This window comes from Thioclava sp. ES.031, from assembly GCF_002563775.1.
GTDB lineage: Bacteria > Pseudomonadota > Alphaproteobacteria > Rhodobacterales > Rhodobacteraceae > Thioclava.
Genome location: NZ_PDJO01000001.1, coordinates 3,577,157 through 3,599,621 on the forward strand (window position 1 = coordinate 3,577,157; position 22,465 = coordinate 3,599,621).

Below are 22,465 nucleotides of genomic sequence, written 5' to 3' on the forward strand. Positions count from 1 at the left end.
GCGCTTTTCATTAACATGTTAAGCTTATCCAGACTTGTCAACTGCTCCAAACCCTCCGATTTTGCCCGCCACCTGACAGGAACGAGGTTTCGATGCCCCAAGACAGCGCCCCCCGACAGCGGCCGGACGGGTTCGAGTTGAACGCCCCGCGTCGCTCCTTGCCGATCGCCCTGCTGCGGGCGCGGGAATTGGTGATGGAGCGTTTCCGCCCGATGCTCAACGCGCATGACGTGACCGAGCAGCAATGGCGCGTGTTGCGAGTGCTGCGCGAAAGCGGGCCGCTCGATGCTTCGATGCTTGCCGAACGTGCCTGCGTTCTAGCCCCTTCGCTGACGCGCATGTTGCGCGCGCTCGAGACTCGTGGACTGATCGAAATCCGCCGCGACGGCGAAGACCGCAGGCGCGCCAGCGTCGGGCTGAGCGAGGCTGGCACCGCCTTCCTCCGCGACGTCTCGCCCCAAAGCGCCGAAATCTATGCCAAGCTCGAGGCCGAAATCGGCGCAGAGCGGATCACCCGGCTTCTCGACGAGCTCGAGGCCTTCGTCGCTGCCCTGGAGCATGACGATCGCGCGTGAGATAAGTCATTTCATTGCGAACGAAACGGTCGTAGGGTTGGGTGTGTAAATCGGAGACTGCATGAAGCTCGAAGAGTTCTTTCCCTACCGTCTGGCCGTTGCGGCAGAAGCCTTCTCCCGTCGTCTGCAGGATGTCTACTCGCGCGAATATGGCCTGACGCGCGAGGAATGGCGGCTCATGTCGATCCTTGACGGGGTCGGTCGGATCAGCTCGCTCGACATCGCGCGGCGCACCACGCTCGACAAGGTGCAGGTGAGCCGTGCGGCGACCCGGCTTGAAGCGCGGGGGCTGATCGAACGGTTCGTGCCCGACAGCGACAGACGACTGCGGGAGTACGAATGCACGCCGGAGGGCCGCGCCCTCTATGCCGAAGCGCGACCAAAGGTGAACGCGCGCGCGAAGGCGATGCTGTCGGCGATGCCCCCCGAAGCGCAGGTCGCCCTCGAACACGGGGTCAACAGCCTGATCGACTCGCTCGCTCTCGATATCGAGACCCGGAACGAGAGCGCCGAGACCTGACCAGCAGCCGGGCCCGTCAGGGCCCGACCAGCCAGAGCGAGATCGCCGGGAAGGCGATGATTAGCACGATGCGCACGATATCCGCGACCCAAAACCACAAGATACCGCGGAACATCGTCATCAGCGGCACATCGGGCAAAACCGAGCGCAGCACGAAGACGTTCATGCCAACTGGCGGGGTGATCAAGGAGATCTCCGTCGCCACCACCACGATCACTGCAAACCAGATCAAAGCGTTATCGGGATTGGCGAGAACGCCCGAGCCGAAATCGAGTTGGTAAATCAGCGGATAGAAGATCGGCACCGTCAGCAGGATCATCGACAGGCTCTCGAGCACCATGCCAAGGAGCATATAGATCAGCACGATGATGATGATCACCTCGAAGCCGCCAAGTCCCAGATTGTAGACGATATCGGCCAGCGCGTCGGGCAGGCCGGCAAACGTGACGAAATTCCCGAAGATCTCGGCCCCGATTATGATCGCGAAGATCATCGCAGAGGCGATCGCGGCATCCTTCAGCGCCTCCCAGAGCGCGCGCATCTTCAGCCCGCCTACAGCTGCCGCGATCACCACAGCAGCCGCAGCCCCCATGCCCGCAGCCTCGATCGGCGTGAAGAAGCCGCCATAAATCCCGACCATGATGAAGACGAACAGCGCCAAGGTCGCGAGAACGCCGATGAAATCGGTGCGCTTCATCGGCAGTGGCTCCCGCACCTCGGGGGCGAGTTTCGGGTTCAGCCGCACTGCGACCATGACGGAAACGAGATACAGGCCGATGCCCAGAACACCGGGAATGATCCCCGCGATGAACAGCTTGCCGATGTCGCTTTCGGTCAGCAGGCCGAAGATGATCATGATGACCGAGGGCGGGATCAGAATGCCCAGCGTGCCGCCCGCGGCAATTGCGCCCGTGGCGATCGAGTCGTGGTAGCCGAAGCGGCGCATCGAGGGCATCGCGACCTTCGACATCGTGGCCGCCGTCGCCAGAGACGAGCCGCAAACCGCCGAGAAACCGCCGCAGCTGAGGATCGTGGCCATCGCGAGACCGCCGCGCATCCGCCCGAACACCCGGTCGGCACCGGTGAATAGTCCGCTGGCGATGCCGGACCCGGCAAGCACGTTGCCCATGAAGATGAAGAGCGGCACGACGGAGAGCGAGTAGTTCATCCCGGTCTCGAAGACGGCGCTGCCGACCATCGAGCCTGCGGCATCTGCCCCGCGCATCCACGCGAACCCTGCGCCGCCGACAAGCGCCATCGCGAAGGCGATCGGCACGCGCAGAAAGACGAGGGCCAGAAGAATGGCAAAGGCGATCAGAGAAATTGTCATTCCGGTCTCCGGAGCAGGGCGACCACGGCGGAGGCGGCAAAGCTGACGATGCCGATCACGCCGAAATACCACAGCTTGATTCCAAGGCCCGAGGTTGCGAGCTGGGTGTGGAACTGATCCTCGGCCAGGATCACGAGGCGCCATGCGAAATAGCCCATGACGAGGGCTGCCACCACGCCGCCAGTCCGCCCCAGCGCCCGGCGGACCGCCGTAGGCAGAAGCGGCATCAGCAGGTCCACCTCGACATGGCCGCCTTTGCCCGTGGTCAGCGGCATCGCCACAAAGACCAGCGCGCCCAACAAGACCTGCGTGATCTCATAGGCGCCGGTCAGCGGATTATTGAACAGGTAGCGGCCGACCACGTCGACGCAGGTGACGAGGATCAACCCCGTCACCAACCCGGCCGCGATCGCCTCGAGAACGAAGCGGGCGCGTGCAATCATGCGGACACGCCGGTCTGCTTGCGGAACTCTTCCAGCGCCGCGCGCCCGTCATAGTCACCGCCCAGGCTATCGGCCCACTGCCCTTCGAGGACGGCGGCCTGCTCCTTGATCGCATCGAGCACGCCCTGCGGCGCGGTCTCGGCGACCATACCGCCATCGGCCGCGGCCTTCTTGCCGCGCTCATCCGCACCATTCCACGCCTTGCCGACGCGGGTCGCGAAGGCGAGACCCGAGAGCTTGTTGATCGCCTCCTGATCGGCCGGGGAGATCGCATCCCACTTGCCGGAATTCATCACGAGGAACCACGTGGTGTTGTAGATGCCGCCCGGGATCGTCGTGGTGTATTTCAGGTAATCCGCGAGGTTGAACGAGGCGATCGCGTCATAGGGGAAAGTGACCCCATCGACGACACCGCGCGAGAGTTTCTCATAGACTTCGCCCGAGGGGGTGAAGATCGTCTCGACCCCGAAATGGCTCATCAGATCGGCGATGTAGCCGCCCGGCACACGCATCTTCAGACCCTGCAGGTCTTCGATCTTGTTGATCGGGCGCTTGTTGTTGTGGATCATCCCGGGTCCGTGGTTGAACAGGCCCAGCAGGTGGGTGCCGGCATGCTCCTCCTTGGCACCGAGCTTCTCGGTGTAGACCGTCCAGAAGGCTTCCGACATCGACACGGCGTCATTGCCGAGGAAGCTGAACTGACCCACGCGCGAGTTCTTGAAGCGGTCGTCCTGCGTGAAGCTGTGCAGACCGTAGGTGATGTCGGCCACACCGTCGCGCGCCATGTCGAAATGCGCAGGCGGCGAGCCCAGCGGCTTGGCGAGGACGCGGACGCGCACACGGCCTTCGGTCGCAGCCTCGATATCCTTCGCCCAGGGCTTGATCGCGTCCACCACGATCGGGTGGCGCGGCGGCAGCCAGCTGGACAGTACGAGGTCCACACCCTCTGCCCGCGCCGGAATCGCCGGGAGCGCAAGGCTGGCCCCGGCAAGTGCCGCGGTGCCGAGCATCGAACGTCTGGTCAGTTTGGTCGTCATTTTTTCCTCCCCTGATGACGAAGCCTCGGGCCGAGCCCGATTAACTTAACGTGTTAACTTCATTCGCAGTCGTGTCACTTGTCAACTTCGCCTTGCGTCCGCTTTGCCGTGCGAGCGCAAAAGCTTCTTCCAGAACCTCCGGATCGCCGACGTGATTCATCAAGATCAGAACGAGCCGCGCGTTGAGTGCTGCACTCTCCGCTTCCGTCAGCCCTTTATGCGTCGCGATCAATTTCTCGTAGAGCGCGTCGTGATCCTTGATATTGAGTTCGGTCTGCAAGCTCATGCCCGTCCCTCCTTGATCGCGGTGAGATGGTCGATGATCTGGGCGGGCTCTGCAGTTTCCCAGCGCGCCGCGATGATCTGGTCGGGGCGGATCAGGTAAAGCCCTGTCGTGGCCTGCCCGAGATAGCGCGCGCTCAGCTCCGGCGTGGCCTCGAGCGCGAGCGTAATCAGCCCATCGACCTCAGGCGCCTTGCAGCCAATCGCGAGCAGGGTGAACTGGCCCGCAAGCTTTTGCAGGAGCCATTCATTCCCGAGCGGTGCGTCCGGCGCGACTTTCCCGGGGCGGCTCACATCCGGCATCGCCGCGACGTTCGGCGCAGCTTCGAGCGGATAGCAACACGGAAGGCTGAGCCGCCCGGAATTGACCATCGGCCGCGCAAAAGGCGCATGTTCCGAAAGCGCCAGAACCGCGTCGCGGAACCAGCGCTCAGCGCCGGCACGAGGCGACATGAACCGTGTCGTCCGGCTGGAATTGGTCAGGTTCTCATCCGAGCCATAGGTCCGTTCCGCATCGTAGCGCTCAAGAAGTTCCGGGCTCGCTCCATCATTGATAATCGCGGCAAGGCGCCAACCGAGCGCGTCGACATCCTGCAGGCCGCCATTGCCGCCACGTGCGCCGAACGGGGAAACGACATGGGCGCTATCGCCCACGAAGATTACACGATCATGCACGAACTTTTCGAGCCTGCGGCACTGGAACGTGTAGATCGACGTCCAGTCGAGCTTGAAGTTCGAATGACCCACTGCCTTCTCGATACGCGGGATGATCCGCTCGGGTTTGCGCTCTTCCTCCGGGTCCGCTTCCCAACCGAGCTGAAGGTCGATGCGGTAGATATTGTCGGGCTGCTTGTGCAGAAGCGCCGACTGCCCGGCGTGGAATTCCGGCTCGAACCAGAACCACCGCTCGGACGGGAAATCGGCCTGCATTTCGATATCGGCAATGAGGAAACGCTCCTCGAACAGCTCACCTTCGAAATCGAGCCCCATCATCTGGCGAATGGGTGAACGCGCCCCGTCGCAGGCCAGCAGATAGTCTGCTTCAAGCACGTACTCACCATCGGGCGTTTCGATCTGCACAACCGCACAATCGTCGGTCTGGCTCAGCCCGGTGACCTTGTTCTTGAAACGGAGGTCGATCAGCGGATTGGCCAACGCCGCCTCGACCAGATACTCCTCGACATAGTATTGCTGCAGGTTCACGAAAGCGGGCATCTTGTGGCCGTCTTCAGGCAGCAGGTCGAAGTTGAAGACCTCGCGCGCGCCGTGCCGGGTGCGCCCGACCTTCCAGGTCACGCCTTTCTGCACGCAGGCATCGCCCACACCGAGACGGTCGAGAATTTCGAGCGAGCGTTTCGACCAGCAGATCGCGCGGCTGCCGACCGAAACGACATTGTTGTCATCGAGGATGACGGAGCCCACGCCGTGGTTCGCAAGCTCGATCGCAGCCGCAAGACCAATCGGCCCAGCGCCCACGATGATGACCTTGTGGCGTGCCTCCGGCCCCGAAAGGCCGGGAGGCGCTACATAGTCGAACGGTTTGTAATCATACGGCATGGCTCTCCTCCCTCCCGGCTCTCCTCAGCCTTGCAAAGCGTTCCACATTTCCTGATCGCGCTCAGCCGTCCAGACACGCGGGGTGTCGATGCCGCGGGCCTCGTCATAGGCGCGCGCCACGTTGAACGGCAGGCAATGTTCGTAGATCGCGTAATCGGCGAATTTCGGATCGCAGGCTTCGCGCACCGCGTCCCATGCCTCTTTCAGGGTGCCGCCGCGGGCCACCACACGTTCCACCGGCTTGTAGCTCGAGCGGATGAAGTCGGCGGTGTTTTCCAGCGCCTCGGTGACCATCTTCTCACCGACCAGCGCATCGCCCCGACCGGGCGCAATCGCCTTGGGCTCGAAAGCCGCGATATTGGCAAGCGTCTCCGGCCAGTCCTGATAGTGCCCGTCGCCGCAATAGCAGGCCGAGTGATACTCGACGATGTCACCGGTGAACATGACCTCCTGATCCGGAACCCAGATCACCGCGTCGCCTGCGGTATGGGCGCGGCCGAGATGCATGATATCGACGCGGCGGTTGCCCAGATAAACCGTCATCTGGTCGGAGAAGGTCGTGGTCGGCCACGTCAGACCCGGGATTTCCTCATGGCCTTGGAACAGGCGCGGGAAACGACCGAATTCACTGTCCCAGTCTTCCTGACCGCGTTCGGCGACCTGAGCGCGCGAGGTATCGGACATGATGACTTCGCGGGCACCGTAGGCCGATGCGCCGAGAACGCGCACGGCATGGTAGTGGGTGAGCACGAGGTGGCTGATCGGTTTGTCGGTCACCGAGCGGACGCATTCGATCACCTTGCGCGCAAGGCGCGGAGTGGCCTGCGCCTCAACGATCATCACGCTGTCGTCGCCGATGATCACACCGGTGTTGGGGTCACCTTCCGCGGTGAAGGCATACAGCCCCTCGCCCACCTGGGTGAAGCTGATTTTCTTGTCTTCCATGTCGCCTTGCGACGCGAATGCCTTGGCCATGAGATGCCTCCTTATTCCTTAGCCCAGTCCGGCAAGGCGCGGGCGGGCAGTACCTGCCCCGCGCAATCACCGAACCCGATGCGGTATCCTTCACCCTGCGCAGCACCGCGCAGGGTCAGCGTGTCACCATCCTCGATGAAGCTGCGGGTCGAGCCATCGGGAAGTTCCAGCGGCTCCTTGCCCGACCAGCTGAGTTCGAGCAGCGAGCCCCGGCTGTCTTTCTCGGTGCCCGAGATCGTGCCCGAGCCCAGCAGATCGCCTACGCGCATGGCGCAGCCCGACGTGGTGTGATGGGCCAGCTGCTGCGCGGCAGAGTAGTAGAGCATCGCGGTATTGGTGCGCGAAATCACCGCTTCCTCGCCGCCCTCGGGGCGCAAAGCGACCTCCAGGTCGATGTCGTAATTCATCGGCCCCGGCTCGCGCAGATACGGCAGAAGCGGTCGCTCGCGCTCGGGCGTCGAGACCCGGAACGGCTCCAGCGCTGCGCGAGTCACGATCCACGGGCTGATCGTGGTCGCGGTCGCCTTGGCCTGGAACGGACCGAGCGGCACGTATTCCCAAGCCTGGATGTCGCGCGCCGACCAGTCGTTGAGCAGCACATAGCCGAAGATCATGTCATCGGCTTGACCGACCGAGATCATGCCTTCGGAGGGCTGGCCGACGATCGCGCCGAATTCCAGTTCGATGTCGAAGCGCGCCGAGGGGGCGAAACGCGGCAGATCCTCGTTCGGACCTTTCACCTGCCCGTTGGGGCGGGTGACCGGCGTGCCCGAGACGACGACCGACGAGGCGCGGCCGTTATAGCCGATCGGGATCGACAGCCAGTTCGCGGGCAGCGCGTTTTCCGCCCCCCGGAAGATCGTGCCGACATTGGTCGCGTGGTTTTTGCCTGCGTAGAAATCCGTGTACTCGGCCACGCGGAACGGCATCAGCATCTTCGCGCCGGACTGCGGCACCAGATGCGGCTCGACCGCCGACTTATGCGCCTCGTCGGAGAGAAGCTCGGTCAGGCGCGCGCGCAGCTTGGTCCAGATCTCCGGGCCGGCTTCCATGACACGGTTCCATGCGGGCTCGGCAAAGAGCTCCGCCGAAAGCCCGTGATCCACCTTGGCCACATCAAGTATCATATCCCCGATCGCGACACCCATCCGCGCGCCCTTGCCGTCGTCGAAGACGCCGTAGGGCAGGTTCTGGATCGGAAAGTCGGTGTCGCCCTGTGCGGACGAAACCCAGCTGGTCTTGTCGGTCATTTGATCCCCGGTTTTCCGTCGAATTTCTTCTCGATGCTGTCCCAACAGTCGATGTAATCGTCCTGAAGGGGCGCTTCCTTCGCCGCAAATTCGGTCAGCATCTGCGGGAAGCGCGTCTCGAACATGAATTGCATCGTGTCGGCCTGATAGACCGGCTCCATCGGCTCGTTCGATGCATGTTCGAAGGCGTTGCGATCCGGCCCGTGCGGCAGCATCATGTTGTGCAGGCTCATCCCGCCCGGCACGAAGCCCTGCGGCTTGGCGTCGTAGATGCCGTAGATGTTGCCCATCAGCTCGGACATGATGTTCTTGTGATACCACGGCGGACGGAAGGTGTGCTCCGCAACCATCCAACGCTCGCGGAACAGCACGAAATCGATATTCGCGGTACCTTCCTGCCCCGAGGGCGCGGTGAGCACGGTGAAGATCGAGGGATCGGGGTGATCGAACAGGATCGCGCCGACTGGGCTGTAGGTGCGCAGGTCGTATTTATAGGCGCAGTAGTTGCCGTGCCATGCCACCACGTCGAGCGGGCTGTGGCCGATGAACGTCTCGTGGAACTGCCCGCACCACTTGATGACGACCCGGCTTTTCGCATCACGGTCTTCGAAGGCCGCGACCGGGCATTTGAAGTCGCGCGGGTTGGCAAGGCAGTTTGCGCCGATCGGACCTCGGCCCGGCAGGTCGAACTTCTGACCGTAGTTTTCGCAGACAAAGCCGCGTGCAGGCCCGTCGAGAAGCTCGACGCGATACACGAGGCCGCGCGGCAGGATCGCGATTTCCTTGGGCTCGAGATCGATGATCCCGAGCTCGGTGCAAAAGCGCAGACGCCCCTCCTGCGGAACCACCAGCAATTCGCTGTCGGCCGAAAAGAAATACTCGTCTTCCATCGATTTGGTGACGAGGTAGATATGGCTCGCCATACCGACCTGAGTGTTCACGTCTCCGGCCGTGGTGACCGTGCGCATCCCGGTGATCCAGGTCAGCTCTTCGTCGGTATGCGGTACCGGATCCCAGCGATACTGACCAAGGCTGATCACGTCGGGGTCGATATTGGGCGCCGATTTCCAATACGGCACGTCGATCTTCTCGAACCGACCGGTGTGCTTCACCGAGGGTCGGATACGGTAGCACCACGTGCGCTCGTTCTGGCCGCGCGGTGCAGTGAATGCGGTGCCCGAAAGCTGCTCGGCATAGAGGCCATATTCGACCTTCTGCGGGCTGTTCTGCCCCTGAGGCAGAGCGCCGGGCAGCGCCTCGGTTTCGAAGTCATTGCCAAAACCGGGCATATAACCTTCATGCGTGCCGGTGGTGCCGGTCGCGCGGATCATGCCCTTCGGAAGCGCCTGATCGGTCATGAGATCCTCCAATTCCTTGGTCACGGGCAGCGCGGAAAGCTGCAGTTTCGAACCTGGCCTGATTTTTCGTTTCATTCGCAACGAAGTCAAGGATATTTATTGCACTCGCAATGAATTCACCGCTGTATTATGATGGTGCGGATATAAAAACATGCGCGAAAGCAGGGGGTTGAGGATGTCTGAAGATGCAGCTGAGATGCCCGAATTTGATCTCTACAGCTTTACCCCCTACCGGCTGGCCGTAGCCGCCGAGAAACTTTCGGAGCGGCTCGCCCGGCAATATCGAGACCGGTTCGGCATCTCGATTCCCGAATGGCGTGTCCTCGTCCATCTCGCACAGAGCGATGACGTATCGGTGCGGGACATCGAAGCGCGGGTGGCGATGGAAAAATCCAAGGTCTCGCGCGCGGCGTCCCGGCTGGAGGCCAGCGGGCTGATCGCGAAGACCCGCCACGAAGGCGACAAACGACTGGTCAAGCTGCGACTTACCGCGAAACGACTGGTCAAGCTGCGACTTACCGCGAATGGCCGCGCAATGATGGCGGAGCTTCTGGTGCTGGCGAACGCCTTCCAAGCGGAATTGGTGGCGGAACTCGGCGACGCGGCCACAAAACTGGAGACCGGTCTGGACCGGCTTCTCGCACTCCCACCACGGTAAACGACATGGCTTCCCGGTCGTTTGGCGCAGTCGACTGCACGTCGCCGCCGCTTTATCGTTGCAAATGAAACGTGTTTTGTGCTTCTTTGTTGCAAGCGCAACAAAACACAGATGCCCACGCGACGATGACCCGACACGAGACCGATACGCCGCTGCCCGAGTTCCAGCTCGATGATTTCCTGCCCTATCTGATGGCGGAGATCGCGACGAAGCTGAGCGACGAGTTGGCTCAGGGCTATCGCGAAGCCGGGCTGAGCATGCCGCAATGGCGAGTGATGGTTCACCTCAGCCATGCCGGGCCGGTGTCGGTGCGCGATATCGAACGGCGCGTCTCGCTGGAGCGGCCCAAGGTCAGCCGGGCCGCGGCGGCGCTGGAACAGGCGGGGCTTGTGACGAAACGCCCCGACCCTTCCGACGGACGCCTGATCGCGCTCAGCCTGACCCCGGCCGGACGCGAGTTGATGGCTAAACTGCTTCCGCGTGCCATCGCCTATCAATCGGATCTGGAGGCACTTCTGAGCCGCGATCTGGCGGGGCTGCGACGCGGCATGGATAAACTGCTTACAAAGAAGGCGGCACAATGACGGTGCTCTATGATTACTGGCGGTCCTCGGCGAGTTACCGGGTGCGGATCGCCCTCGGTCTGGCCGGAATGGACTGGACGAGCGTTTCCGTCGACTTGACCAAGGGCGAGCAGACCGAGCCCGCGCATCTTACGCGCAATCCGCAAGGGCTGGTTCCTGCGATTGAACTCGACGGAAAGTGCTTCACCCAATCCCTGGCGATCCTCGAATATCTCGATGAGACGCGTGATCTGAACCTGCTGCCCGGCGATGCCGCTGAACGAGCCAATATCCGCGCTCTCGCCCATGCCGTCGCCATCGATATTCACCCGATCTGCAACCTTCGCGTCGCCAAACACGCAGTCGCCGCCTCTGAGGGAGCGATCACGATGGAGGGCTGGATGCAGGCGTTTATCGGGCCCGGCCTACAGGCGCTGGAAGCGATGGTGGATGCAGGCGATTACTGCCACGGATCGTCGGTCACTCTGGCCGATCTGTGCCTCGTGCCGCAGCTCTACAATGCGCAGCGCTGGAAGGTCGACCTGACAGGGATGCCGAAACTGACCCGGATCGGCGCGCATCTCGAAAGCCTGCCCGCCTTCGCCGCAGCGCATCCCGACAAGACCCCGCATTGAGGCGCATACAGACAGCTTGAATGCACCCGGCCCGCAGATGCAGGCCGGGCTTTTTCGTCAGACCGCCGACAGCCCTGCGTCGAGCGCGCCGAGGATCGTGGCGATGTTCCCTTCGGTCACGATCAGCGAGGGGGACAGGATCACGTTATTGCCCGAGATCCGAACCATCGCGCCCGTCTCGTAGGCACCGCGATGAACCTTGGCGATGCTGGCCTTGTCGATCGGCGCCTTGGTCGCGCGATCCGAGACCAGTTCCAGCGCGCACATGAGACCACGTCCGCCACGCACGTCACCCACGATGTCGTGCTTTTTCTTGAGATCGAACAACCCTTCATAGAGCTGGGCCCCACGCGCGGCGGCGTTGTCCTTGACGTTGAGCGCCTGCGTCTCTTTCAGGCAGGCAATGGCCGCTGCCGCGCCGACCGGATGGCCCGAATAGGTGTAGCCCGAGCCGATCGCCGCCTTGCCGGTGGTATCGGATTCGAACACTTCGGCCACGCGGCCCGAAATCATCACGGCGCCGAAGGGGAAATACCCGTTCGTGATCGCCTTGGCGGTCGTCATCATATCCGGCTGCACACCCCAGAGCCGCGAGCCCGACCAGGCCCCCGTGCGACCGAAGGCGGTGATCACCTCATCGGCGACCAGCAGAATGCCGTATTTGTCGCAGATCGCCCGCACGCCGGGCATGAAACTCTCATGCGGCACGATCACGCCCCCTGCCCCGAGGATCGGCTCCATGATCATTGCGGCGATTGTCTCGGCGCCCTGGAACTTGATCTCGTCTTCCAGCGCGGCGAGGCAGAGCTGCGCCAGCTTCTCAGGATCGGATTCGTTGAAGGGGTTGCGGTAGGTATAGGGCGCCGGGATGTGGTAGCAGCCCGGCATCAGCGGTTCGTACTGAGTGCGGAAATTGGAGTTGCCGTTGACGCTTGCGCCCAGCGTATGGGTGCCGTGATAGCCCTTCTTGAGCGAGAGGTATTTCACCCGGCCCGCCTCGCCGCGCAGCTTGTGATATTGCCGCGCAAGACGCAGCGCGATCTCGACCGAATCCGAACCGCCCGAGGTGTAGAACGCGCGCTCCAGCCCGTCGGGGGCGAAGAACTCGGCCAGCATCTCCCCCAGTTCGATCACCGCGTCATTCGTGGTGCCGCGAAAGATCGAGTAATAGGGCAGACGGTCGAGCTGTGCGGCAATGGCGTCCTTCACCGGCTGGCACGAGAACCCAAGATTGACGTTCCAAAGCCCGCCCACACCGTCGACCGTCTTGTGGCCATCGACATCGGTGATCGTCACACCGTCGCCCGCCACGATGATCTCGGGCAGATTCTTCTGGCTGTCCGCCGGGTGAGCCATCGGGTGCCAGATCGAACGGGCGTTGCGCTCTTTCAGGAAATTCTCGTCTTTCATGTCGGTCCTCATCATAGGCCCAGCAGGCGCAGCGCGGTGGCGTAGCCCTGAGCGGGAGATTGCACATCGAAGTGAACGGGGATCATGCCGACGGCCTCGGCGCCGCGAATGTTGCGCAGCTGGTCATCGACGAAAACGCAGGCTTCGGCCGGAAGGTCGAGCGCCTCAAGCACACCATGATAGGCGCGCGGATCGGGTTTCAGAATCTTGGTATAGGTCGCGTCGATCACAGCATCGAACCGGCGAAGGAAGGGCAGCTTCTCGCGAAAATCCGCGCCGTAGAACAGATCGAGCTCGTTGGACAGGATCGCGAGGCAGCACCCTGCAGCCTCAGCCTTGTCGATCGCTGCTAGGAATTCCGGGCGGATCACATCGGCAGAGCTCGCCCCGCGCGCCGCGCGCACGAAATCGGACATCTCGCTCCAGTCGCGTCCGACCAGAGCCGCCACTTCCTGCGTGCGCTGACGCCAATAGTCGCGCTCCGAGATTTCATCCGCCTGCATCGCGCGCCAGAGCGGGTCGGTCTGAGGCTCGAACGGACCGCGCCAGGTCAAGCTTCCCGACGCAAGACCCAACGCAGCCTCGGTCAGATCATGCGTTTCGAACAGCGTGCGTGAGATCACGCCACCGAAGTCGAGCACGAGCGCGCGCTCAGCCATGCGTCACCTCGCGTTGTTGATAATCCGCAGGAAGCGAACCGCCCATGAGCTCGGACAGTCGGGGCACCCATTTTCGCAGAGCCTCCACCATAGCTGCGCGCTTCTCGGACCCCGCGCGCGACGAAGGAACCGCGATCGAAACCGCGCCGATCACCGCACCGCCAAGCCCGAAGATCGGACCAGCAAGGGAGGAAACCTCGTCGTCGAAGCCCTTCTCCACCCACACACTGCCATTGGCACGGCATTCCGCCAGCTTTTCGCGCAGGCTATCAGGGTCGACGACGGTCTGGGCGGTGAAGCTCTCCAGCGGCGCATCCAGAACCCGCGCCCGCAGATCGTCTCCGCCGAAGCAAAGCATCACCAAGCCAGAGGCTGTCGCGTGCAGAGGCAGAAGCTGCGACTCGTCGAAAGCGACCTGCGTCCCGTGCAGGCGCGGATCATGATGCACGACCGGCGAAAGCTGCTGGCCTTGCAACAGAGAGACATGGACCAGCTCGCCGACTTCCTGCGCCATCCCTTCGATAAAAGGACGCAACACCGAACGCAGCGGCATATTCGCCTCGCGCACCCCGTAGAGACGCAGAATCGCGGGGCCCAGCCGATAGCCACGGGTCTCCGGGTTCTGTTCGAGAAAGCCGCATTCGGCCAATTCGACGAGATGACGGTGCACCGTAGCCTTATCGCGCTGCGTGAGACGAACATATTCGCTGAGCCCGATCTCGGGGCGCTGAGTGGAGATATAATTCAGCAATTCCAATGCCTTTGTGATCGTTCCCATCGCGCCCTTTGGCAGCCTCCCGTAAAAATTCCGTTCGTTGCAACTGAAACGTTGACAGAAAAGAAAACCCGATGCAAGAATATTTGACACCAACGGTTCAAATAATAAACCACTCAACAGGAGAGCTTCATGACTTCGACCTTCAAGCTGCTGGCAGGGGCGCTCGCCCTCGGCCTCCCGCTTGCCGCGGGCCTGCCCGCGCAGGCCGAATACCCCGAGAAACCCGTCGAATTCGTCGTCCCGTTCCCGCCGGGCGATCTGGAAGACGTGCTGACCCGGATGATCGCGGACGAGTTCCAGAAGACCTATGGCGTTCCCGCTGCGGTGGTGAACAAGCCCGGCGGCGGCGGCGGCCCCTTCCCCGGCGCGGCCGAAGTCGCGCAGGCTCCGGCCGATGGCTACACGGTCGGCTCGTTCGTGATTGACGTGCCCGTGGTCGGCCCCTCGGTTGGCATCCCCGCGCTCAGCCCCGATCCTTTCGAGCCGGTGGGCATTTTCCTGACCTACCCGTTCGTCATCGCCGCCTCAAAGGACGCACCCTATGCAACGATCGACGAGCTGGCCGGCTATGCGAAGGACCACGACGTCGCACTCGGCCACTTCGGCTCTTTCCTGATCCCGACGCAGGTGACCTTCGCACTCGCGAAGAAAAAGGGCTTCGATTTCGGATCCGAAGCGGCGTTCGACGCGCTTGACTGCAACACGCTGGCTTCGGGCGACGCGGACGTGATCAACACCACCCTGCAACTGATCCTGCCCTGCCTCGGCGATGTGAACGTGATGGCCTCGATCGGCGAAAAGCGTATTCCGCTGACGCCCGACACGCCGACGGTCGGTGAATTGGAACCGGATCTCGACCTGGCGCTGTGGGATGGCCTCTTCGTCAAGAAAGGCACTCCTGAGGACGTGCGCGAAAAGATCGCTGCCGTCGCCGAAAAAGTCATGAGCTCGGACAAGGCCAAGGAGCTGGCCGATCAAACGGGTGCGCTGATCTACTGGCAAGATGCCGCGACCGCGACCCAGCGCATCGCCCATGACAGTGAAACCCTCGGCACGATCGATGGTCTCATCAATGGCGAATGAGCCATCCTCTCCAGGCCCCGCGCGCGAGACCCCTCCGCGCGCGGGCGCCCGCTTTGCTCGGGCGATCCGCACCAAGAACCTGGAGGATCTGTTCAAGCGCTATCGCCGTCCCGGTGACATGGCCTTCGCCGTGCTGTTCTTCGCGCTCTCCATCGGTTTGTTGATCGCCCTGCCGTGGCAGACCGAATGGGTCAAGCGCACGAAGACCTACGCGCAACCCGCCTTCTGGCCGATGATCTCGATCATCGCGATGGTTGTATTCAGCATGTTTCACCTTCTCGGCTCGTTCGTCTCGGAGCGCATTCCCGGCCGATGGCGCGAAGTCATGCAATGGCTACGCTCGCTCGAATATGCGGTGTGGTTCATGGCCTATGTCGCGCTGGTCCCGCTCATCGGATACCTGCCCGCCACGATCCTCTTCAGCTGCGCGATGACGCTGCGTCTGGGATACCGCGGCTGGCGCTGGATGCTGATCTCTGTCCTGTTCTCGGTCGTCGTCGTGGTGCTTTTCAAAAGCTTCCTGCAAGTCAAAATCCCCGCCGGGCTGATTTACGAGGCCGCCCCTGCGCCCTTCCGCGCAATTCTAATGACCTACTTCTAAGGAGCGTCCCTCATGGACATGCTGCTTTCCGGCGCAGAGATGCTGATGCGCCTCGACGTTATGGTCGCTCTCTTGATCGGTTCGATTGGCGGGGTGATCATCGGTGCGATCCCCGGCGTCGGCCCGGCCGTCGCAATCGCCATCCTGCTGCCCGCGACCTTTGCGATGCCGCCGCTGGTCGGCTTGACCATGCTTCTGGGCATCTACGGGTCGTCAATGTTCGGCGGGTCGCTGCCCGCAATCCTGATCAACACGCCCGGCACGGCGGTCAACGCGCTGACCACCTATGACGGTCACCCGATGACGAAGAAGGGCGAGGCGTTGCGCGCGCTTGGCCTCGCCTATGGAGCCTCGTTCTTCGGCGGCGTCGCCTCAATCATCGCTCTGATCCTGCTCTCACCGGTGCTGGCGAAAGTCGCACCGATGTTCGGCTCGCGCGAGATTTTCCTGGCCGCACTTCTGGGCATCGTCCTGGTGATCCTCGCCCATCGCGGCCAGACCTTCGCGGCCGGAATGTTGGCGGCCTTCGGAATCTTTCTGCAGACCGTCGGACTGGAGCCCGTCAAATACACGATGCGCTTCACCTTTGGTTTCGACTTCCTGAATTCGGGCTTTGATCTGATCGTGGTGGTTCTGGGGCTTTTCGCGCTGAGCCAAGCCTTCCTCCTGCTGATCGAGCCGGAATCGGCACCGCATGCGCAACGCATCGAAGGCTCGATGGGACGGGCGATGATGGGCGTCCTACGCCACAAAAGGGTGGCGGGCTTTGCTGCCAGCTGCGGCGTGATGATGGGGATGATCCCCGGCGTCGGCGAGTTCACCGCGCAGTTCCTGTCCTACACCTACGCACAGAAAACCTCGATGACGCCCGAGGAATTCGGCAAAGGCAGCCCCGAAGGCCTGATCGCCTCGGAGGCCGCCAACAACGCGGTGCCTGCCGCTGCGATGATCCCGCTGCTGGCGCTCGGCATCCCGGGCGAAGCGCTCACCGCGATGATGCTGTCGGTCTTCTACGTCCACAACGTGATCCCCGGCCCGCAGCTGTTCCAGAACAAGCTCGATTTCGTCTACGCGCTCTATATCGCGATGATCCTGCTCAACATCATCGTGGTGCTGTTCATGCTCGTCTCGTCGAACTGGCTACTCAAGATCATCCAGATTCCGACGCGTTTCCTTGGCATGATGATCCTCGTTCTTAGCTTCGTCGGCGTCTATTCACTGCGCAACTCGATTGTGGACTGCGCGATTGCTGCGGCATTTGGCGTCCTCGGACTGATCCTGAAACGGCAAAACCTGCCGATCGTCCCGATCGTTCTGGGCATGGTCCTGGGCGGCATCATGGAGACCAAGTTGCGGTCGTCGATGGCGCGCGTGCACGTGCCGATCGACTTCTTCGACCGTCCGATCGCGGCAATCCTCGGATTGGCCATCGGCGGACTTCTGATCGCCCATTTCGCGAGCCTTTACCGCGAGCGCCAGAACCGCGAGCCAGAGAGCGTGCACGATCACGACATGCATGACAGTTTCACGAGGTAAGCAATGCTCGATACTGACAAGATCGCGGCGCTGCGTAGCGCCGACATCCCCCCTGCCCTGCATCTGATCGAGGGCGCGGCACAGCCCGCCTCGGACGGTGGCACATTGGCGGTGATCTCACCGCTCGACGGGCGCGAGATCACCACGCTGGCGCGCGGCACGACCACCGATGCCGAAGCCGCAATCGCCAGCGCACGCGCAGCCTTCGATGACGGGCGCTGGTCGGGGCTGGCCCCGGCTGCACGCAAGGCAGTGCTGCTGAAATGGGCCGCGTTGATCGAGGCCAACGCGCTGAAGCTTGCCGTTCTCGGCGTGCGCGACAACGGCACCGAGATCGGCATGGCACTGAAGGCCGAGCCGTTCTCCGCCGCCGCAACGATCCGCTACTATGCCGAGGCCATCGACAAGATTTATGGCGAGATAGCCCCCACCGCGCCCGATGCGTTGGGGCTGGTGCATCGCGAACCGGTGGGCGTGGTCGGCGCGATCGTACCATGGAACTTCCCGCTGATGATCGGCGCATGGAAGCTGGGCCCGGCGCTGGCGGCGGGAAATACGGTCGTTCTGAAACCGGCCGAGACCGCGTCGCTCACGTTGCGCCGCATCGCCGACCTGGCGCTCGAGGCCGGGATGCCGCCGGGCGTGTTCAACGTCGTGCTGGGCGAAGGAGCGGTGGTCGGCGAAGCGATGGCTCTGTCGATGCAGATCGACGTGATGGTGTTCACCGGCTCGGGTCCGGTCGGGCGGCGTCTGCTGGAGAACGCCGCGAAATCGAACCTCAAACGCGTCTTTCTGGAACTGGGTGGCAAATCGCCCAATATCGTCTTTGCCGATGCGCCCGATCTGGACACGGCGGTGAAGGTCGCGGCCAACGGCATCTTCCGCAATTCCGGCCAAGTCTGCATCGCGGGGTCTCGGCTGCTGGTCGAGCGGTCGATCCATGACGCCTTCGTCGAGAAGCTGCGTGCCTTCACCGAGACGATGCAGGTGGGCGATCCGCTCGATCCGGCGACGCAGGCCGGAGCGGTGAACTCCGCCCGCCAGCTGGAACAGAACCTCCGCTTCGTCAGCGAGGCCGAAGCCGCGGGCCGGCAGGTCTACGGCGGCAAGCGCATCCGTGAAGAGACAGGCGGGTTCTTCATGGAGCCCACGATCGTCACCGGGGTCGCCCCCGACGATCCGATCGCACAGCGCGAAGTCTTCGGCCCGGTTCTGGCAGTGATCCCGTTCGACACCGAAGAAGAGGCCCTGCGCATCGCCAACGGCACCGATTACGGGCTGGCCGCGGCCGTCTGGACCGCAGACCTGAGCCGCGCGCACCGGATGATCCGGGGCATCCACGCGGGCGTCGTGCATGTGAACACCTATGGCGGATCCGACCTGACCGTGCCCTTGGGCGGGGTCAAGCAGTCGGGAAACGGGCATGACAAGTCACTGCATGCGTTCGATAAATATCTCGATCTGAAAACCGCTTGGATCAAACTGTAAGGGGGCGCGTATGACTGATCGCACCATTCTCGTTGTCGGCACTTACGACACCAAGGACGATGAACTGACCTATCTGCGCGAGGCAATCGAGGCACAGGGCGGGCGTGTCCTGCGTATGGACGTCTCGGTTCTCGGCGCCCCCTCGACCCCGGTCGAATACAGCAAGCATCAGGTGGCCGAAGCGGGCGGCTCTTCTATAGAGGCTGCGATTGCGAGCGGCGACGAAAACCATGCGATGCAGATCATGGCGCGCGGGGGCGCGACGCTGGTCGCGCAACTCCACGCCGAGGGCCTGTTCGACGGAATGGTCGTGCTGGGCGGAACGATGGGCACCGATCTGGCGCTCGACCTATGTGCGGCGCTGCCGATCGGGGTGCCGAAATATATCGTCTCGACGGTCTCTTTCTCACCGCTTCTGCCGCCCGAACGGATCGCGGCGGATGTCCAGATGATCCTCTGGGCGGGCGGGCTTTACGGGCTGAACTCGATCTGCAAAGCCTCGCTCAGTCAGGCGGCGGGCGCGGTTCTGGGCGCGGCCCGAGCGGTGGAACGGCCCGATCGTTCGAAACCGCTGATCGGGATGACGTCCTTCGGGAAATCCTTCCTGAAATACATGGTCACGCTGAAGCCCGAACTCGAAGCGCGCGGCTACGAGGTCGCGGTATTTCACGCCACGGGCATGGGCGGGCGCGCCTTTGAGAGCCTCGCGGCACAGGGGGCCTTTGCTTGCGTCTTCGACTTTGCCACGCAGGAAATCGGCAACCACCTGCATGGCTCGTCCATCAGCGCGGGTGCCGACCGGATGACGAATGCAGGCGCCTCGGGCACGCCGCAGATCGTCGCCCCTGCCTGTCACGATCTGGTCGATATGGTCGGCTGGCAGCCCCTGCCCGACAAATGGAAAGATCATCCGAGTCACGCGCATAACCGGCTGCTGACCTCGGTCGTGCTCGATAATGCGGAGCGCCGGGCGGTGGCGCGTGCGCATTGCGAGAAATTGGCTGGGGCAAGGGGACCGACCGCGCTGCTGCTGCCCTTGGGCGGGGTGCACGAACTGGACCGCCCCGGCCACGATCTGCACGACCCCGAGGGGCTGGCGGGCTTTTTCGACGAAATCCGCGCCTGCGCGCCCGACAATGTCGCATTGCACGAGGTGAAGGCCCATATCAACGACCCCGACTTCCCCGCAGCCGCGCTTGAGATCTTCGACGCGTGGCGCGAGGAGGGGCTGGTTAAGGGCTGAGTTAGAGCAGCATGGGCCGCAGGTTTCGTGAGATAGCTTCCTGGGTGAGGTCAGACGGACAGGAAACCACCATCGACCGGCAACACAGCACCGGTGAGCAAACCGGCCTCGTCGGAGAGCAATAGCGCGATTGCAGGTGCGACCTCCTCGGCCTCCGCAATAGCTCTCGCCGCTACGATCATCTATTGGCTATACGTCCTGAGCCTAGTCGGGGAAGCAACTTCGAATTGTCGACCCAGAGGGATGTCCAACTCGAGCGGAAACTTGTCGCCTGAAGGCGCGGTCCGGTACCGGTCACCGATCTCAGCCTCGATGCTAAACAGTTTTGCCGGGCGCGATACACCGAACATAGCCGATACCGACCCAATATTCGCTACAAGCCCGGGAGGTTTACAACTCGCCCTTTAAGTCATTGAAATTCCAGCAAGCCAAACTCACTTAGCTTACAAGAAAATTCAATGAAATCAGCGACAAAGCTGGGATTGCAAATCCTTGTACACCGGTTCGATTCCGGTACTCGCCTCCACTACTGCATTTCCGACAAGTCACCAGAAATCTTGGCCGTGTCAGGCCACAGAGTTCATTGGAAAACAGGCGACGGCGCGCCTTCCCCGGCCCAGGATCCACTGATTTCACGCCGGTCGCGTGACGGCCTGATCGCTGGCACCAGGACCCGCATCCGGGAAAGCTGCACCTCGGGCGTCGAGATCGCGGGAGTCTGCACATCGGCGGACACCCCGCGCAGGCACCGACGACCGACGACACTGCGGCCCATGCTTCACCTTTCCCGAAGGTACGAAATAGCAAGGCGAGGGCAGCGCCTGCCGCCCCCGCCTGCCCAACCTGATCCCCGATCAGAGGTCGAGGAACACCGTCTCGCCCTCACCCTGAAGCCGGATGTCGAAGCGGTAACGCCCCGGACCTTCCTTCTTCGCGATCAGGGTCTCGACTCGCGGGCGCTGCTCGATCCGGGCCAGAAGCGGATCCGCGGAGTTGTCCTCATCCTCGAAATAGATCCGGGTGTTGAGGCCGATATTGATCCCGCGTGCCACGATCCAGAGCGAAATATGCGGCGCGCTCACCTTGCCGCCGCGCCCCTTGACCGCGCCGGGCTTGACCGTGCGCAGGGTGAATTCGCCACTCTCGGCATCCGCCGCGAACCGGCACAGGCCCAGGACCGCCGGATCGGCGCCTTCCTGACCGGGGAAGCGGCCCTCTGCGTCGGGTTGCCAGCTTTCGATCATCGCGTCGCGCAACGCCCAGCCGGTGCCATCATAGACCGAGCCTACGATTTCGATGACTTCGCCCTGCACGCCCTCGGCGATCGGGCTTTCGCCGATCTCTTGGTCGTAGGCGCCCGCATTGCCCGCATAGGTCGGCATCAGCCCGATATGGACGTAAGGCCCTGCGGTCTGCGACGGGGTTTCTTGAAGCGTTTCGAGTTTCTGGACCATATCACATGCCCTCCAGCTTGTTTTCGAACATGGTCTGGCGGCGGCCCCGCAGCACGATGTCGAATTTGTAGGCGAGGAAATCGAGCGGGCGCGAATGCGCCAGATCGAGCGGCGCGACCAGCCGGTCGAGCTGCGATCGCGACTTGATCGTCGCCGCGATCGGGCAATGGTCGATCAGCGGATCGCCTTCGAAATACATCTGGGTGATCAGCCGCTGGCCGAAGCTGTGACCGTAGACCGAAATGTGGATATGCATCGGACGCCAGTCATTGCCGCGGTTCGGCCACGGGTAGGCGCCGGGACGTATCGTGAGGAACTGGTAATAGCCGTTCTCGTCGGTCATCGTGCGCCCGCAGCCACCGAAATTCGGATCGAGCGGCGCGAAATAGGTGTCCTTCTTGTGCCGGTAGCGGCCGCCCGCATTGGCCTGCCAGATCTCGATCAGCGTGTTGGGCACCGGACGCGCATTCTCGTCGAGGACACGGCCATGCATCATGATCCGTTCCCCCACCGCAGGCGCCGCTCCCTTGGTCCAGTTCAGGATCAGGTTGTTGTCGAGCGCACCGAAGCGGTTGTGCCCGAAGGTCGGCCCGGTCTCTTCGGAGGGGCTGCTCTCCATCGACAGCAGCGGCAGGTTGGGCGAGCGCGACACGCTCGTCTTATAAGCCGGATCATAGGGGGTCGGGTGGATCGCGCGGTTGCGCGGGATCAGGGGGCCTAGGTCATTCATCGGCGGTCTCCTCCATTTCCGCATAGGTCTGTTTGGCGAGTTTCAAAGCGTGGTTGGCGCGCGGTGGACCGGACATCCATCGGGACTTCGTCAAAGTTACCGGTCGCGGCGAACCGCGCCAAGGTCAGCATTGAGCGCGCGCGCTGGTCGATCCGGTCCGAAGTATCCTGAAACGGCTCGTCGAGTGACGTGCGCACGGCTGCGGCGCGGTTCACATGCGGATGGCCCAGAATGGTGCGGCGCAGCTCCATGCCTTTATCGAGACGGTCTTTCATTCAAGGGATCCTTTCGACACAGGCA

23 protein-coding genes and 2 pseudogenes are annotated in these 22,465 nt (G+C 62.8%); 10 read left to right on the top strand and 15 right to left on the bottom strand.

Annotated features, from left to right (window positions below; genetic code table 11):
- Positions 1–92: 92 nt before the first annotated feature.
- Both hpaR and AXZ77_RS17025 read left to right on the top strand, forming a co-directional pair.
- The gene (gene hpaR / locus AXZ77_RS17020; protein ID WP_098412058.1) at positions 93–575 is read left to right on the top strand and encodes a homoprotocatechuate degradation operon regulator HpaR; all 483 of its coding nucleotides are present in this window, start codon (positions 93–95) and stop codon (positions 573–575) included.
- 61 nt (positions 576–636) lie between these two features.
- Positions 637–1,095: a MarR family winged helix-turn-helix transcriptional regulator gene (locus tag AXZ77_RS17025; protein ID WP_098412059.1), complete on the top strand. Its 459-nt coding sequence runs from the start codon at positions 637–639 to the stop codon at positions 1,093–1,095.
- A 16-nt stretch (positions 1,096–1,111) separates the two neighbouring features.
- Here the strand turns inward: AXZ77_RS17025 and AXZ77_RS17030 are convergent, their stop codons facing one another.
- The 8 genes from AXZ77_RS17030 to hmgA are packed head-to-tail and all read right to left on the bottom strand — an operon-like array spanning position 1,112 to position 9,327.
- Positions 1,112–2,425 (bottom strand): TRAP transporter large permease, encoded by a 1,314-nt coding sequence (locus tag AXZ77_RS17030; protein ID WP_078521166.1) that lies wholly within the window; start codon positions 2,423–2,425, stop codon positions 1,112–1,114.
- Positions 2,422–2,868 (bottom strand): TRAP transporter small permease, encoded by a 447-nt coding sequence (locus AXZ77_RS17035; RefSeq protein ID WP_098412060.1) that lies wholly within the window; start codon positions 2,866–2,868, stop codon positions 2,422–2,424. The genes AXZ77_RS17030 and AXZ77_RS17035 overlap by 4 nt, the downstream gene beginning before the upstream one ends.
- Positions 2,865–3,905, bottom strand: coding sequence for a TRAP transporter substrate-binding protein (locus AXZ77_RS17040; protein WP_255266536.1), 1,041 nt, complete (start codon positions 3,903–3,905; stop codon positions 2,865–2,867). Before AXZ77_RS17040 ends, AXZ77_RS17035 begins: the two co-directional genes overlap by 4 nt.
- Before the next feature lie 40 nt (positions 3,906–3,945).
- Positions 3,946–4,191 carry a DUF2783 domain-containing protein gene (locus AXZ77_RS17045; RefSeq protein WP_078521172.1) on the bottom strand — a complete coding sequence of 82 codons (246 nt, stop codon included), beginning with the start codon at positions 4,189–4,191 and terminating at the stop codon, positions 3,946–3,948.
- A complete protein-coding gene (locus AXZ77_RS17050; protein ID WP_098412061.1) occupies positions 4,188–5,744 on the bottom strand; it encodes an FAD-dependent oxidoreductase in 1,557 nt (518 codons plus the stop codon). Before AXZ77_RS17050 ends, AXZ77_RS17045 begins: the two co-directional genes overlap by 4 nt.
- A gap of 24 nt (positions 5,745–5,768) precedes the next feature.
- Positions 5,769–6,719, bottom strand: coding sequence for an MBL fold metallo-hydrolase (locus tag AXZ77_RS17055; protein ID WP_098412062.1), 951 nt, complete (start codon positions 6,717–6,719; stop codon positions 5,769–5,771).
- An 11-nt stretch (positions 6,720–6,730) separates the two neighbouring features.
- The gene (fahA, locus tag AXZ77_RS17060) at positions 6,731–7,969 is read right to left on the bottom strand and encodes a fumarylacetoacetase (RefSeq protein ID WP_098412063.1); all 1,239 of its coding nucleotides are present in this window, start codon (positions 7,967–7,969) and stop codon (positions 6,731–6,733) included.
- On the bottom strand, positions 7,966–9,327 hold the full coding sequence (gene hmgA / locus AXZ77_RS17065; protein WP_078521180.1) for a homogentisate 1,2-dioxygenase: 1,362 nt from the start codon (positions 9,325–9,327) through the stop codon (positions 7,966–7,968). The genes fahA and hmgA overlap by 4 nt, the downstream gene beginning before the upstream one ends.
- Before the next feature lie 175 nt (positions 9,328–9,502).
- Here hmgA and AXZ77_RS17070 point away from each other — a divergent pair, with 175 nt between their 5' ends.
- The 3 genes from AXZ77_RS17070 to maiA all read left to right on the top strand — a co-directional run bounded on the left by AXZ77_RS17070 (position 9,503) and on the right by maiA (position 11,183).
- Complete coding sequence (locus AXZ77_RS17070) at positions 9,503–9,985, top strand: MarR family winged helix-turn-helix transcriptional regulator (RefSeq protein ID WP_255266537.1); 483 nt, start codon at positions 9,503–9,505, stop codon at positions 9,983–9,985.
- 125 nt (positions 9,986–10,110) lie between these two features.
- Complete coding sequence (locus AXZ77_RS17075; protein WP_098412064.1) at positions 10,111–10,569, top strand: MarR family winged helix-turn-helix transcriptional regulator; 459 nt, start codon at positions 10,111–10,113, stop codon at positions 10,567–10,569.
- A complete protein-coding gene (maiA, locus tag AXZ77_RS17080; RefSeq protein ID WP_098412065.1) occupies positions 10,566–11,183 on the top strand; it encodes a maleylacetoacetate isomerase in 618 nt (205 codons plus the stop codon). The genes AXZ77_RS17075 and maiA overlap by 4 nt, the downstream gene beginning before the upstream one ends.
- A 57-nt stretch (positions 11,184–11,240) precedes the next feature.
- On the opposite strand, the gene AXZ77_RS17085 is transcribed toward maiA, so the two are convergent.
- From AXZ77_RS17085 to AXZ77_RS17095, 3 genes are read right to left on the bottom strand one after another with little or no spacing between them, the layout of a single operon-like run.
- A complete protein-coding gene (locus AXZ77_RS17085; RefSeq protein ID WP_098412066.1) occupies positions 11,241–12,593 on the bottom strand; it encodes an aminotransferase class III-fold pyridoxal phosphate-dependent enzyme in 1,353 nt (450 codons plus the stop codon).
- Between the two features lie 11 nt (positions 12,594–12,604).
- Positions 12,605–13,252, bottom strand: coding sequence for an HAD-IA family hydrolase (locus tag AXZ77_RS17090; protein ID WP_098412067.1), 648 nt, complete (start codon positions 13,250–13,252; stop codon positions 12,605–12,607).
- Positions 13,245–14,147: an IclR family transcriptional regulator gene (locus AXZ77_RS17095; RefSeq protein ID WP_255266538.1), complete on the bottom strand. Its 903-nt coding sequence runs from the start codon at positions 14,145–14,147 to the stop codon at positions 13,245–13,247. Before AXZ77_RS17095 ends, AXZ77_RS17090 begins: the two co-directional genes overlap by 8 nt.
- A 12-nt stretch (positions 14,148–14,159) precedes the next feature.
- Here AXZ77_RS17095 and AXZ77_RS17100 point away from each other — a divergent pair, with 12 nt between their 5' ends.
- The 5 genes from AXZ77_RS17100 to AXZ77_RS17120 are packed head-to-tail and all read left to right on the top strand — an operon-like array spanning position 14,160 to position 19,981.
- On the top strand, positions 14,160–15,113 hold the full coding sequence (locus AXZ77_RS17100; protein ID WP_098412069.1) for a tripartite tricarboxylate transporter substrate binding protein: 954 nt from the start codon (positions 14,160–14,162) through the stop codon (positions 15,111–15,113).
- Positions 15,103–15,714 (top strand): tripartite tricarboxylate transporter TctB family protein, encoded by a 612-nt coding sequence (locus AXZ77_RS17105; protein WP_078521196.1) that lies wholly within the window; start codon positions 15,103–15,105, stop codon positions 15,712–15,714. Before AXZ77_RS17100 ends, AXZ77_RS17105 begins: the two co-directional genes overlap by 11 nt.
- Positions 15,715–15,726: 12 nt before the next feature.
- A complete protein-coding gene (locus tag AXZ77_RS17110; RefSeq protein ID WP_098412070.1) occupies positions 15,727–17,250 on the top strand; it encodes a tripartite tricarboxylate transporter permease in 1,524 nt (507 codons plus the stop codon).
- Between the two features lie 3 nt (positions 17,251–17,253).
- On the top strand, positions 17,254–18,738 hold the full coding sequence (locus AXZ77_RS17115; RefSeq protein ID WP_098412071.1) for an aldehyde dehydrogenase: 1,485 nt from the start codon (positions 17,254–17,256) through the stop codon (positions 18,736–18,738).
- A 10-nt stretch (positions 18,739–18,748) separates the two neighbouring features.
- Positions 18,749–19,981: a Tm-1-like ATP-binding domain-containing protein gene (locus tag AXZ77_RS17120; protein ID WP_098412072.1), complete on the top strand. Its 1,233-nt coding sequence runs from the start codon at positions 18,749–18,751 to the stop codon at positions 19,979–19,981.
- Between the two features lie 50 nt (positions 19,982–20,031).
- Here AXZ77_RS17120 and AXZ77_RS17125 read toward each other — a convergent pair.
- The 4 genes and pseudogenes from AXZ77_RS17125 to AXZ77_RS17140 all read right to left on the bottom strand — a co-directional run.
- Positions 20,032–20,139, bottom strand: a pseudogene (locus AXZ77_RS17125) (SDR family oxidoreductase); the annotation flags it as partial.
- 696 nt (positions 20,140–20,835) lie between these two features.
- The gene (gene pcaG, locus AXZ77_RS17130) at positions 20,836–21,435 is read right to left on the bottom strand and encodes a protocatechuate 3,4-dioxygenase subunit alpha (RefSeq protein WP_098412073.1); all 600 of its coding nucleotides are present in this window, start codon (positions 21,433–21,435) and stop codon (positions 20,836–20,838) included.
- A 1-nt stretch (position 21,436) separates the two neighbouring features.
- Complete coding sequence (gene pcaH, locus AXZ77_RS17135) at positions 21,437–22,165, bottom strand: protocatechuate 3,4-dioxygenase subunit beta (protein ID WP_098412074.1); 729 nt, start codon at positions 22,163–22,165, stop codon at positions 21,437–21,439.
- Positions 22,158–22,440 (bottom strand): annotated as a pseudogene (locus AXZ77_RS17140) (4-carboxymuconolactone decarboxylase). The gene pcaH and the pseudogene AXZ77_RS17140 overlap by 8 nt, the downstream one beginning before the upstream one ends.
- Between the last annotated feature and the right edge of the window lie 25 nt (positions 22,441–22,465).